Below are 12,456 nucleotides of genomic sequence, written 5' to 3' on the forward strand. Positions count from 1 at the left end.
AAAGAAGAGGCGTAACCCTAAATAAGGAAGACAACGCTTCAAGGAGGTTAACTACGACCTCTATCTGTACAATTATTATCTCACAAGAAGTGTGAGATAGAAAAGAAAATATAGTTTTTAAACTATGACTTTATTATACGAAGGAGGTTTTTTTATGTCTGATTCCAGAAAAATTGCCATTATCTTCACTGGTGGTACTATATCCATGAGGATCGACCCTAGAATTCAAGCGGCTATTCCAGCTCTTTCTAGCGAAGAAATAATATCTATGGTCACTAATATTGAAGATTTTGCAGATATTGAAATTATTTCTTTTGCTAATTTACCTAGTCCCCATATTACACCTAAATTAATGATAGAGCTTTTAAAAGTTGTTAAAGAAATAGTTAAAAGAGATGATATTGCCGGAGTGGTCATTACCCATGGAACTGATACCCTAGAAGAAACAGCCTATCTTCTTGATTTAACAATGAAATCTAAGAAGCCAATTGTTGTGGCTGGAGCCATGAGAAACAGTTCCGAATTAGGATATGACGGTTCTAGTAATCTTGCTGCTGCCATATGTACAGCTGCTTCTAAAGAATCAAGAAACAAAGGCGTACTGGTAGTTATGAATAACGAAGTAAATGCTGCTAATGAGGTCACTAAAACTAACACTTTATCCTTGGATACTTTTAAATCACCGGAATTTGGCCCCCTAGGAATAGTTGATAATGATCAAGTAATTTTTTATAGAAATATAGTAAATAGACAATTTATTGAAACCGATGATATAGAAACTAAAGTAGGATTAATAAAATGTGCCCCTGGTATGAACTCCGATTTATTTGATTTCATGATCTCAAATAACTATAAAGGAATAGTAATTGAAGCTTTAGGTAGGGGAAATATACCTCCTGAAATGATACCCGGCTTGGAAAAAAGTATAAATAATAATATACCTGTTATAATGGTATCTAGATGCCCCACTGGTAGGGTATTAGATAGTTATGGCTATAAAGGTGGAGGAAAACATTTGCGAGAGTTGGGAATTATATTAGGAAATAATTTACCTGGACAAAAAGCTAGGATTAAACTTATGTTAGCTTTAAGTAAAACTAATGATATAGAAAAAATTAGAATATTTTTTGAAGAGGGAATAAACTTATAAATTTTACTATTTTTCTTCTAATATTTTAAATCATTTATTCTTGTTTAAACAATTTCTAGTTTAGCTGTATCTTATATACTCTCCCTACAGCTAAACTAGAAAATTTATTAATCTTTTCCTTTTAAGAAATAACCTCTAGTTCTCCTATTTAAAAATCTTTCAATATATTCTACTTCTTCCTCTAATTTTTCAATTCTTTCTCCTAATTCCTCAACCTTTTCCAACTTTTTAATCTTTTCTAATTCTTTAATTTTCTCTAACTTTCTAACCTTTTCCTTTATATCTTCTCCCTCATCTTTGTTTAAAACCACCTCGGTTCTATTACTAATTTTTTTTTTAGAGGAACTTCCCTAACATTAACCAAAGGTCCAAAGCCAATGAAAGAAATATCTGGATACATTTTCCCAAAAGAGCTATTTAAAATTCTATTATCTTTATCTTTAATATTCATATATTTATATTTTATTATATCTTCCTTCTTTGATTCATTCCATAGGTATATAGGACTCCAACTTTCTCCCATATTCTCACTAAACCTACTCAGAACATTATTATATTCTAACCATACAATCCATATCTTGTTATTATAATAAATAATAGTAGGATGAGAACAATTTTCAGGGTTAGACATTGTATCCTCTATTTCCTTATTTATATGACCCCTTTCTATGGAAAACCTTCCATATTTCACAACAAAATTCCCATCATCTTCTTCACTATAAACTAAATTTATTTTATCATCAATAATTAATAAATCTAAATATAATTTAACTTTTCCTCCACTAGTCAATTGAATTTTTTCTTCCCATTTTCTTTCTTTACAATTGAAATGTTTTAGGTATATTTCTTCTTTATCTTTATAATCATAGTAACTTATAATAATTTTATTATCTTTTCTAGCAATTTGAAAAGGATTAAGTAGTTTTAAAACTTTTATTTCATCTACCTTATTTGTTAACCAATTTTCATCACTGTATAAATGATGATATATTTCATATGTATTTGCATTATTTAACATTTCTACACAATAAATAATATGAAAATCTTTAGCATGATTTAGGATATTTAAATTTTTAACCAATGGTACTGATTTTTCAGTAAGTTCTATTCTTTCTAGATTATTATCTTCTAAAATTATTAATATTAAATTGTAATTGGTATCCTGGTAAACAATATATATATTGTCCAAGTCATCTATAGATACATCGTATTCTTCTAAAGAGTCCTCTGTTATAACTATCTTCTCTACTTCTTGAGTTATATAGTTAAAAATAAATAAATTTAAACACTGATTCTTCCATTGAAACATATAAATATTATTAAGACTATCAACAACAATTATAAATTCATCATTATAAAAAGTCACTTTTTGGTCACCACCTAAATATAAATCCTCATATAATCTTATTACTCAAATTTTAAAATATGCTAGTTTTTTAGTTTGTAACAGAAAAGCAATAACTAGAATATATTAACATTAAGAGTAACAACTCCAATTTGAAAGGGGGAAAAAAATGAAATCAAAAATAAAACCAGATTCTATTGATGCTGGTATAACTGAAAATTGCTGTAAAGGAAATACTGGATGTGAATGGGATGGTAGTCTTAGAGGCGTAAGAACTGAACCAATTTTTGTTCAAAAAGTATATGATGCAACTCTTGTAAATATGCAATCTTTAAAAACTGTAACTAATTTAAGCTTTAGACCACGCCTTAGTAAAGATGATAGAATAGTTAAAGTATTAGACGTAAGATGTAGAAAGTTTTTCAATCCTAAGAATATTAATGATAAAGATAATTTGACTGTTTCTCCTAAAACTGAAATATCAGGTGGTAAATTTGTTGAAGATGGCAATGGAAAGGATGTTACTGTTGTAGGTCCTGATGGATTGAAAAATGAAAAAATAATATTTGCTGATACATCTGACTGTGATGAAAAGGGTAAAGGAACACCAATTTTTGGTACGCAAACTGTGAAAATCTTTGGAACAGTAGTTATAGAGATAGATGTTATAATTCAAGATTGTAGACGTAGAAGACACAAAGTTACTTTAACAGCGAAAGCTGAAATTGCACCTTTTACTTCCCCAATAGTTATGACCAATTTCTTTGAATTATGTTTACCATCTGTATTTAATTCAGCATTTTTACCAAGATTTGCAGAATTCTGTAATTTAAGCTGTGAAACAAGATTAGCTACTAATAGCTTGCAAAGAGATTTATTCATTGACCCTAAATGTGGTACTGTAAAAGCAAATTTAATAATAGCCATATGTGTATCTTGTGAGAAGAAAGTAATTGTACCTGTACAATTATGTGTACTTTCAACTGGTTTCCCTGAATTATCACCAGAGATATCACCAATTTGTAATACATTCCCAAGCCTATTTCCTGAACAAATTGACGAAGAAAAAAAACCATGTCCTAGACCTCGCCCAAGAACATTTTCACTTGAGGGTGAAGGAGAAATTGAAACAAGAGATTCACTAGAAAAAGATATTAATGAAGAGTTTGATGAAGCTCTTGAAGAAGACTTTGAAGAATAATAAATAATTAAAAAGATGCCCTAGGGCATCTTTTTTTTTACTTTCTATAGTTATCAGCTGGTATACCTAATTTATTAAAGATTTTAGATGCAATAAAAGTTATTATTATTGCTATTATAATATGGATACTTAATAAGAAGTCTCCACTAGCTCCTACTGCCATAAGTATTAATGTTAAGTTAAGTTAAGCTAATCTTATATCTTTAGATTCTTTATCTATAGAATTACTCCATTTTCCACATCTATCTCCATATCTAGCTAGTATATTACCATCTCCTAAAACCTCCACTACTTCACATAGGTTTCCACACCCATCACATTCAAATCCTTTAACTCTATATTCAACATCAGCTATATCTAAGCCCTTAAAGTTAGTTTTACCTTTCCCTTTTACCTCTCTTTTAGCTATTAATGCTACTCCTAAAGCTCCCATAACACCAAAATTTTCTGGAATAAATAACTCTTCCCCTAACTCCATTTCAAAAGCTTTCTTAATTCCTTCATTAGCAGCAACTCCACCTTGAAATACTATAGGCCCCAATATTTCCTTACCTTTTCCTACATTATTTAAATAATTTCTAACTAATGCCTCACATAAACCTCTTATAATATCTTCAGAATTATGTCCTAATTGCTGTTTATGGATCATATCAGATTCGGCAAATACAGCACACCTTCCTGCTATTCTAACTGGACTAGTAGATTTTAAAGCCATTTTTCCAAATTCTTTTATATCTATCCCTAACCTTAAAGACTGTCTATCTAAAAAAGAACCTGTTCCTGCAGCACATACAGTATTCATTGCAAAGTCTACTACTATTCCATTTCTAATAATAATTATTTTTGAATCTTGCCCACCTATTTCAATAACTGTTTTAGCTTTAGGATATTGATTTAAAGCTGAAACGGAATGAGATGTAATTTCATTTTTTACTATATCTGCTCCTACTATTAGGTTGGCTAAATACCTACCACTACCTGTTACACCAACTCCTAAAATATTTACTTCTCCTTTTTCTTCTTTTAACTCTTTTAACCCTTCTTTTAAAACGTCTATTGGTCTACCCATAGTCCTTAAATATTTATTAAATACAACCTTGTGATCTTCATCTATTAAAACAATATTTGTACTGACAGAACCTACATCAATACCCATATAATAATTCTTCATTATTTTTAGTCTCCCTTCGTTTTTCAAGCAAATCTACAAAGGCTTCTATCCTTGTTATAAAGCCTGCCTCCCCAGTCATTTCATCAACTACTAAAGTCATTATTGGAAAATCATAATCTTTTTGAACTGTTGGCAATATACTTTTAGCTACAATTTCAGGCATACAATTTAATGGTAATATATGAATTACACCATCAAAACCTTTTTCGGAATAATAAATTGCACTTCCAATGGTTTCCCTTCCATGACCTCCAACTAAGGTTTCAATATATGGTTTGGCAAATTTATATTTCCTATTTTCTACTTTAGAGCCAAATGGATATCTTGCAATATGATGTTCTACCCATTTAGTTGGTGTTAGAGACTTGTCAACTAAAACACCCATATGACCTAGTTTTCTTTCAATTTCTAAATTTACAAAGGGCTCAATTATTGTATATATTTCGCCTATTATTCCTATCCTTATAGGATTTTTGTCTTCATTTATTTTTATGTTTTTTAGTTTCAAAACTGTTTGGTCTATTAGATTAATCATTTCTTTAGCACCATAGACATCATATATATTCTTATAGTATTCCTCCATAACCATATCAACTTCATAGCTATCATAGGCATATGCTCTTATTTCATTAGATAACTGAGTAAGTTCATCAGCCCCACGTATTAGCTTCCACCCAAGATTTCCAGCTTTTACAATACCCCTAATATTATTTTTATCAAAAATTTTTTCAATATTATTCTTTAATTTACCAACACCTTCATATATAGGGTCAAATACAATAAAATCGACTTCATAGCCTAAATCTCTTAATAAATTTTCTTCTAATACAGAATAGTAACCAAATCTACATGGACCACAACTACCTGTTATCAATATTGTATCTGCACCTTTTTCTATACTTTCAATATAATTTCCTATATTAATCTTAAATGGTAGACACATCATTTCTGGAGAATATTTTGTACCAATCTCCAAAGTTTTTTGACTACATCTAGGTGGTGGTATCACCTCTTGTCCTAGTTCTTCCATAAATGCTTTAGCAGCTATATATACGTTACCTAATTGTGGAAAAGTTATCTTCATCTTTTTTCCTCCATTCCATCATATCTAAAAATGCTTCTAATCTAGTATTTATACCTGCCTCACCCGTTTGTTCATCAATAGTAAGTAAAACAAATGGTGTTGAAGTCTTATTAGCTTTTCTTTCAATTAAGTCAACTAATACCGAGTCTAGTCCACAACCAAAAGCTGAAATGTATATAATTCCATCTACATTTTTATTTTCTAAAGCGTAAAAGGCTGAACCTACTATTCTCTTCCCATGGGTCCAAAACATTCTTTTAGGAAGTTTTTTAGCATAATGGGCTATTATCTCATCCTCTATCATTTCAGCAGTAATTACATCTTTTCCATAATCAGTTAATTTCTTAATAACATTCATACTTATAAAATCATCATAAACACTATATGAATGACCCAGAACCATAATAGTACTCTCACCTTGTTTATCAATACTTGGACTTAAATTTTTAAAAGCATTATTATACATTTTTAGTGCATCTATAGGTATAATTCCTTTTGTAATTAATCTTTTATACCCTTTATAAAAGTCCATAGTTTTTAAATATGCACTTCTTACTTCTAATCTACTATCCGTAAAGTAAGAACCTGCACTGTGAAAGGATTTCTTAAGTTTTGATTCAGATTTTCTTAAATTCACTATTGGTGCTATTACTTCTGGCAATTGATCTACACTGTGTAAAACCATTTCAGGCAATCCTAAATATTTTGGACAGCAATATTCCATATGATCAATACTCATAATTTTAGGAATAAAAATATAATCTACTTTGTCTTTTAAATATTCTACATGACCATGAAAAACTTTTACAGGTAGACAAGCTTCATCAACACAATTTAGTGAACCATTATCTAATATTTCTTTATTCGTTTTACACGATAGAACAACTTCTACACCTAGTTCCTTAAAAAATTCATTCCATAAGGGATAATAGTTATAAAATAGCATTCCCCGCGGAATTCCTACCTTATATTTCATAATATACCTCCAGTCTTCATTTATATAGTATTGTCAAAAAACAAATAAGTATAACATAAAAAAAGACAGTTAACTGTCTTTTTTTATCTTATACTCATTAAAATAATTCATAAAGTAGTGAATATCGTCAATAGCTAGAAATATTTCTTCTTTACTTGTAACTTTAATATTTAAAGAGCCTTCTAAATAATTCATAAATTTATCTGGGGAACTAAAAGGAATTGTAAGTTTTAATAATAAACCTTTCATCCTTATTTTTCTTTCCAGATTCCCCATATGCTTAACATTTCTATTTAAATATTGTAAAAAATTATTAACATTTTGTTCAATATAATTTTCATCAGGTATATCATCTAAATTAGGATATAAAATATCCTCTTTTTCAAAAAATATATCATTATAATATGCTAACATTTCTCTTGTATTTTCTAACTCAGCATTTAATTTCTCATCTATTGATATACCACGATTAAAAGCTTCCCTATTTATTTCTTGGAAAAAGTCTACAGTTTTAATTATGGAATCTTCGTAAGAATCAATTTGTTTTTCTAAATCTGTTAAAACATTTTTATTCTCCAAATTTAAAATATCCTTATTTATATCACTTACTCTTATAATATCTTTAAGGATATATAATATATATAATTTATTAGTTAACAAGCCTAAGCTTCTTACAGCATTAGCAACAGTTTCTACATCTAAAATTATTTCCTTAACTACTTTCTTTTCTTTTTCTAATTCATCTATGGTCATATTTTTTATATTAAACTTCTTAAAACTTTCAACTTGCCTAAAAATATCATCAAATTTAATTCCATAGCCTTTGACAAAACTACTATCGAAATCATTTTTTGCCTTTTCTAATTTATTTTCTACTATGCTTTTAGGCATATCTTTTAAACTTTTTCTTAAACTATCCCCAACTATTTCAGTAAACTTTTCTTTAGTTAATCTAAAAGGTGTTAAGCTTATTATAGTTCCTAATATATAATTAAACTCATTATAATCTTCAGTGTTCTCTAGAAGAAAAGATAAAATATTTTGAAGAAAGTCATTTAATCTTAAATCAGACCAGTGTAGATTTTTATATTTACTTTTGGCTATTCTTTGTCTAATGCTATAGTCAAAAGTTTCATAGACATATCCTAACTCTATAATATAAGAATTAAGTAATGCAAGATAATTATATAATTCTTTCCTAATTTTATATATTTTTTCTATAACTTCATCTCTGTCCTTATTATCTAAAAAAATATTATCTATATTCTTAACAATTGTAATTAAATCATTATAATGTTTTTCTATTAATTCTCTTTCTCCCCTATTTTTAATTAACTTTATAAAATCTTTTTCATCTTTCTCTTTAATTAAAAGTATACTATTATAAATAGAATAGTATAATGATAAGTGCCCAATATGAGATAGATGTTCATCATTAATATTCTTGATATAATTTTTTAATTCATCATCTCTTAGCTCTTCTACTTTTATGTCATCTACATTCATAATAACCCTCCCTCCAAAATATTACCAAACCCCTATATAACCATCTGCTCTTTTTTCTGTTCCACCAATAAGTATATCTTTGTCTTTCAATATTATTTGCCCCCTACCAAAACTACCTATATCATTAGAGTATTTTATTTTATGTCCCATCCTTTTAAGTTCTTCTACTAAATCTTTAGAAAAATCTCTTTCTACAAGAACTGTCTTATCCTCTATCCATTGCCATCTAGGTTTATCTAGTGCTTCTTGAGGATTTAGACAATGATCAAATATATTATTCATAACCTGTAAATGTCCTTGAGGTTGCATATAAGCTCCCATAACACCAAAAGGCCCAATTGGCTTATTATTTTTTGTTATAAATCCTGGTATAATAGTGTGATAAGTTTTCTTTTGTGGTTCAAGTTTATTGTGGGCATTTGGTTCTAAGGAAAAAGTATATCCTCTATTATGAAGACTAATTCCCGTTCCTGGAACTACTAATCCTGAACCAAAACCTGTAAAATTACTTTGAATATAACTTACCATATTACCTGAACTATCAGCGGTAGCAAAATAAACTGTGCCACCAGAATTAGCTACACCAAACTGAGGAATAATAGCCTTATCTTTTATTAATTTAGCCCTTTCTATACCATAATCTTTAGATATTAATTCATCTAAATCTATACCCATTTTATTTAAATCTGTAATGTAATGAAGGCCATCAACATAAGCTAGTTTCAAAGCCTCAATCATGCGATGATAAGTTTTTGAGTCATCTTTTTTTAAATCAAAATTTTTCAGTATATTTAATGCCATTAAAACTACTATACCATGGGTATTAGGTGGTAACTCCCAAATATCATAACCTCTATAATTAACATTTAATGGTTTAACCCATTCTGCTTTATATTCAACTAAATCACTTTTTCTAATATACCCACCATGTTCTTTTGAAAATTTATGAATTTTTTCTGCTATATCACCTTTATAAAATGACATACAATTAGTGCTTCCTAACTCTTCTAAAGTATTAGCCATATCCTTATTATGCCATATCTGTCCTGCTTTAGGAGCTTGTCCATCTATAGTGAAAGTATCAAACCAGTATTTGAATTCTTCACCTTTTAATTTACTTTTATAATTATTAGCAGCCCTTTGCCAATTATATGCTACAATAGGGGACACTGGAAACCCATTTCTTGCATAGTCAATTGCCGGTTCTAGAACTTCCTTTAAAGGAAGTTTCCCAAACCTTCTAGATAATTCTTTCCACCCATAAGGTTGTCCAGGTATAGTCACCGGTATAAATCCATGTTGTGGAATTTTTTTATAGCCCTTTCCTATTACACTATCTATGTTGATAGCTTTAGGAGATGGTCCACTTGAGTTTAAACCATATATATTACCATTGGTCCAAACTATTGCAAAAGCATCCCCACCAATACCATTAGAGGTTGGCTCTACAACTGTAAGACATGCAGCAGTTGCAATAGCAGCATCAATAGCGTTACCACCATTCTTTAATATTTCTAATCCAGCCTGAGATGCTAAAGGTTGAGTAGTGGCAACCATACCCTTTCTTCCAAATACTACTGTTCTTTGAGACGAATATTCATATTCTGAAAAACAGAAATTCATACTATACCTCCAATATCAATTTGTATATTTCTAAAATAAGCTATATAATTTACATAATCATATTGATTATATCACTAAATTAATAAAAGGAGAATTTATATGGATGTTATTAATAATAAATATAGTAGGGATGATAAAATAAATAAATACTTTAAAAATACGAATATATGCTTTTTAGATATTGAAACTACAGGTTTTAGTCGAACTAAAAATATTATATATTTAGTAGGTGTTATGTATAAAGCCAATGACTATTGGTACGTAAAACAATTTTTTGCTAATAACTTTTCTGAAGAAAAGAATCTCATTATAGCATTAGCCAATTTTTTAAAGCCTTTTGATACAATAGTTACTTATAATGGAGATAATTTTGATATTAGCTTTTTAAATTATAAGTTTAAAAAATACAATATAGAATATTCTATATACGATATAGATAGTTTTGATATATATAAAACTATTAAGAAAGAGAATCTTTTTCTCAATTTAGATAGTTTAAAATTAGAGTCAGTAGAGGAGTTTGTTGGAATTAATAGAATAGATACATTGAGTGGCAAAGATTGTATTGCCTCTTACTATCAATATTTAAATACAAAAAATGAAAACCATAAAAATTTAATACTACAACATAATTATGAGGATTTAATCTATTTACCTAAAGTCCTTAAAATATTTGATATTATTGAAAAAGAGAAAACAGTGTCTATTCTTTTAAAGGATGAAGATATAGACATTATAATAGAGACTTTTAAAACAAAAGGAGATATGTTAGAAATTACTTGCTATCAAAAAAATTCAGACATGGACCCCATTATATTTTATGGTAAGAATTATAATATTAATTGGATTCCAAACAATAATCATCTTTCTATAGAAATAGAATTTAAAGAAGGATTACTCTCTACAAATGAGACATGCTTATATATAGACAATAAAAATAATCTTCACATAAATAATATAGAGGATGAATCAAAATATAATTTACCTAAACATTTGATTCCTATAAAAATAGATAAGAATTTTCAAATAAACAATATTAAAAACCTAATAAGAAGTATTATGGAATCTATATTGGAAAATCAATAAGTCTACCTATTAGTAAGTTTGCTAATATAGATATATATAAATGTTTAGCCGGATTACTTTTTATATAAAAGCTCATAGTTTCTTTTGAAAAAATTGAATTATAAATTTAACTTTTAAAATAAATAAAAAGTAGACCACAAAATGGTCTACTTTTCTTGGTGGGCCTTCAGGGACTCGAACCCCAGACCTACCGGTTATGAGCCGGGCGCTCTAACCAACTGAGCTAAAGGCCCCAATTATTAAATTACATGGTGCCCAGAGGCGGAATCGAACCACCGACACGGAGATTTTCAGTCTCCTGCTCTACCGACTGAGCTATCTGGGCAAAGTGGTGGGCCTTCAGGGACTCGAACCCCAGACCTACCGGTTATGAGCCGGGCGCTCTAACCAACTGAGCTAAAGGCCCCAATTAATGGTACCAAATCTCTTAATATATATGGCAGGGGTGGCAGGACTCGAACCCACGACATTCGGTTTTGGAGACCGACGTTCTGCCACTGAACTACACCCCTACAACCAATTAACATTGGTACCTTTGGCGGAGAAGGAGGGATTTGAACCCTCGCGCCCTATTGAAGGACCTACTCCCTTAGCAGGGGAGCCTCTTCAGCCGCTTGAGTACTTCTCCACGCCTACATAATTGGCGGAGAGGGTGGGATTCGAACCCACGTGGGCCATAAGACCCCAACGGTTTTCAAGACCGCCCCGTTATGACCTCTTCGGTACCTCTCCTAATACTGGTGACCCATCGGCGAATCGAACGCCGGACGCCCTGATTAAAAGTCAGGTGCTCTACCGCCTGAGCTAATGGGTCATAATCATTAAATCTAATTACAATATTCAATTAATAGTTTCATTTAACATTAGTGGTTCGGACTAAGCGATTCACACCAAATCCAAAAGCATGATTTGGGTTCTCTGCTTATACCGCCTGAGCTAATGGGTCATGTATATATAATTTATTTTAGAAAATAATGGCTGGGGTGGTAGGACTCGAACCTACGGAATGCTAGAGTCAAAGTCTAGTGCCTTACCAACTTGGCTACACCCCAAGACTATGGCACACCTGGGAGGACTCGAACCCCCGACACACGGATTAGAAATCCGTTGCTCTATCCAGCTGAGCTACAGGTGCATATTCTTTTTTATGGAGCGGGTGAAGGGGATCGAACCCTCGCAACCAGCTTGGAAGGCTGGGGCTCTACCACTGAGCTACACCCGCATGGTGGAGGAAACTGGATTTGAACCAGTGAAGGCAAAGCCAACGGATTTACAGTCCGTCCCCTTTAGCCAGACTCGGGCACTCCTCCAAAA

At 30.4% G+C, this 12,456-nt stretch carries 11 protein-coding genes and 11 tRNA genes; 3 read left to right on the forward strand and 19 right to left on the reverse strand.

The window, feature by feature from the left end; all coding sequences use genetic code 11:
• Nucleotides 1–154: 154 nt before the first annotated feature.
• Nucleotides 155–1,150, forward strand: a complete 996-nt coding sequence (locus VK071_07305) for an asparaginase (GenBank protein HLR35125.1) — start codon at nt 155–157, stop codon at nt 1,148–1,150.
• A 107-nt stretch (nt 1,151–1,257) separates the two neighbouring features.
• Here VK071_07305 and VK071_07310 read toward each other — a convergent pair whose 3' ends face one another.
• Nucleotides 1,258–1,461, reverse strand: coding sequence for a hypothetical protein (locus VK071_07310; GenBank protein ID HLR35126.1), 204 nt, complete (start codon nt 1,459–1,461; stop codon nt 1,258–1,260).
• Complete coding sequence (locus VK071_07315) at nt 1,452–2,516, reverse strand: hypothetical protein (GenBank protein HLR35127.1); 1,065 nt, start codon at nt 2,514–2,516, stop codon at nt 1,452–1,454. The genes VK071_07310 and VK071_07315 overlap by 10 nt, the downstream gene beginning before the upstream one ends.
• A 148-nt stretch (nt 2,517–2,664) precedes the next feature.
• Here VK071_07315 and VK071_07320 point away from each other — a divergent pair, with 148 nt between their 5' ends.
• Nucleotides 2,665–3,696 carry a hypothetical protein gene (locus VK071_07320; protein HLR35128.1) on the forward strand — a complete coding sequence of 344 codons (1,032 nt, stop codon included), beginning with the start codon at nt 2,665–2,667 and terminating at the stop codon, nt 3,694–3,696.
• Nucleotides 3,697–3,733: 37 nt separating this feature from the next.
• Here the strand turns inward: VK071_07320 and VK071_07325 are convergent, their stop codons facing one another.
• The 6 genes from VK071_07325 to ggt form a co-directional block, all read right to left on the reverse strand.
• Entirely contained in the window at nt 3,734–3,859 is a 126-nt protein-coding gene (locus VK071_07325; GenBank protein ID HLR35129.1) for a hypothetical protein, read from the reverse strand.
• Nucleotides 3,860–3,880: 21 nt separating this feature from the next.
• Nucleotides 3,881–4,867 carry an acyl-CoA dehydratase activase gene (locus tag VK071_07330; protein HLR35130.1) on the reverse strand — a complete coding sequence of 329 codons (987 nt, stop codon included), beginning with the start codon at nt 4,865–4,867 and terminating at the stop codon, nt 3,881–3,883.
• Complete coding sequence (locus VK071_07335) at nt 4,842–5,951, reverse strand: 2-hydroxyacyl-CoA dehydratase (GenBank protein HLR35131.1); 1,110 nt, start codon at nt 5,949–5,951, stop codon at nt 4,842–4,844. Before VK071_07335 ends, VK071_07330 begins: the two co-directional genes overlap by 26 nt.
• Nucleotides 5,923–6,927: an acyl-CoA dehydratase activase-related protein gene (locus VK071_07340; protein HLR35132.1), complete on the reverse strand. Its 1,005-nt coding sequence runs from the start codon at nt 6,925–6,927 to the stop codon at nt 5,923–5,925. Before VK071_07340 ends, VK071_07335 begins: the two co-directional genes overlap by 29 nt.
• Before the next feature lie 69 nt (nt 6,928–6,996).
• The gene (locus tag VK071_07345; protein HLR35133.1) at nt 6,997–8,433 is read right to left on the reverse strand and encodes a hypothetical protein; all 1,437 of its coding nucleotides are present in this window, start codon (nt 8,431–8,433) and stop codon (nt 6,997–6,999) included.
• Between the two features lie 21 nt (nt 8,434–8,454).
• Nucleotides 8,455–10,056: a gamma-glutamyltransferase gene (ggt, locus tag VK071_07350; protein ID HLR35134.1), complete on the reverse strand. Its 1,602-nt coding sequence runs from the start codon at nt 10,054–10,056 to the stop codon at nt 8,455–8,457.
• 99 nt (nt 10,057–10,155) lie between these two features.
• Here ggt and VK071_07355 point away from each other — a divergent pair, with 99 nt between their 5' ends.
• Nucleotides 10,156–11,142 carry a ribonuclease H-like domain-containing protein gene (locus VK071_07355; protein HLR35135.1) on the forward strand — a complete coding sequence of 329 codons (987 nt, stop codon included), beginning with the start codon at nt 10,156–10,158 and terminating at the stop codon, nt 11,140–11,142.
• A gap of 156 nt (nt 11,143–11,298) precedes the next feature.
• Here VK071_07355 and VK071_07360 read toward each other — a convergent pair.
• The 11 genes from VK071_07360 to VK071_07410 form a co-directional block, all read right to left on the reverse strand.
• A tRNA-Ile gene (locus tag VK071_07360) sits at nt 11,299–11,375 on the reverse strand.
• Nucleotides 11,376–11,391: 16 nt separating this feature from the next.
• A tRNA-Phe gene (locus VK071_07365) sits at nt 11,392–11,467 on the reverse strand.
• A 4-nt stretch (nt 11,468–11,471) separates the two neighbouring features.
• Nucleotides 11,472–11,548 (reverse strand) — tRNA-Ile (locus tag VK071_07370).
• Nucleotides 11,549–11,579: 31 nt separating this feature from the next.
• Nucleotides 11,580–11,654 (reverse strand) — tRNA-Trp (locus VK071_07375).
• A 24-nt stretch (nt 11,655–11,678) separates the two neighbouring features.
• Nucleotides 11,679–11,770: transfer RNA gene (locus tag VK071_07380), tRNA-Ser, on the reverse strand.
• A 13-nt stretch (nt 11,771–11,783) separates the two neighbouring features.
• Nucleotides 11,784–11,874 (reverse strand) — tRNA-Ser (locus tag VK071_07385).
• Nucleotides 11,875–11,880: 6 nt separating this feature from the next.
• Nucleotides 11,881–11,956 (reverse strand) — tRNA-Lys (locus VK071_07390).
• 161 nt (nt 11,957–12,117) lie between these two features.
• Nucleotides 12,118–12,194, reverse strand: a tRNA-Gln gene (locus VK071_07395).
• A gap of 6 nt (nt 12,195–12,200) precedes the next feature.
• A tRNA-Arg gene (locus tag VK071_07400) sits at nt 12,201–12,277 on the reverse strand.
• A gap of 13 nt (nt 12,278–12,290) precedes the next feature.
• A tRNA-Gly gene (locus tag VK071_07405) sits at nt 12,291–12,364 on the reverse strand.
• A 1-nt stretch (nt 12,365) separates the two neighbouring features.
• Nucleotides 12,366–12,452: transfer RNA gene (locus tag VK071_07410), tRNA-Tyr, on the reverse strand.
• Nucleotides 12,453–12,456 lie beyond the last annotated feature (4 nt).

The sequence above is a fragment of the Tissierellales bacterium genome (genome assembly GCA_035301805.1).
In the GTDB taxonomy this organism is placed as follows: domain Bacteria; phylum Bacillota; class Clostridia; order Tissierellales; family DATGTQ01; genus DATGTQ01.

Coding starts and splice junctions, on each gene's coding strand:
- ggt (HLR35134.1), bottom strand. CDS start 10,056: ATGAATTTCTGTTTTTCAGAATATGAATATTCGTCTCAAAGAACAGTA.
- VK071_07305 (HLR35125.1), top strand. CDS start 155: ATGTCTGATTCCAGAAAAATTGCCATTATCTTCACTGGTGGTACTATA.
- VK071_07355 (HLR35135.1), top strand. CDS start 10,156: ATGGATGTTATTAATAATAAATATAGTAGGGATGATAAAATAAATAAA.
- VK071_07325 (HLR35129.1), bottom strand. CDS start 3,859: ATGGCAGTAGGAGCTAGTGGAGACTTCTTATTAAGTATCCATATTATA.
- VK071_07345 (HLR35133.1), bottom strand. CDS start 8,433: ATGAATGTAGATGACATAAAAGTAGAAGAGCTAAGAGATGATGAATTA.
- VK071_07320 (HLR35128.1), top strand. CDS start 2,665: ATGAAATCAAAAATAAAACCAGATTCTATTGATGCTGGTATAACTGAA.
- VK071_07340 (HLR35132.1), bottom strand. CDS start 6,927: ATGAAATATAAGGTAGGAATTCCGCGGGGAATGCTATTTTATAACTAT.
- VK071_07330 (HLR35130.1), bottom strand. CDS start 4,867: ATGAAGAATTATTATATGGGTATTGATGTAGGTTCTGTCAGTACAAAT.
- VK071_07335 (HLR35131.1), bottom strand. CDS start 5,951: ATGAAGATAACTTTTCCACAATTAGGTAACGTATATATAGCTGCTAAA.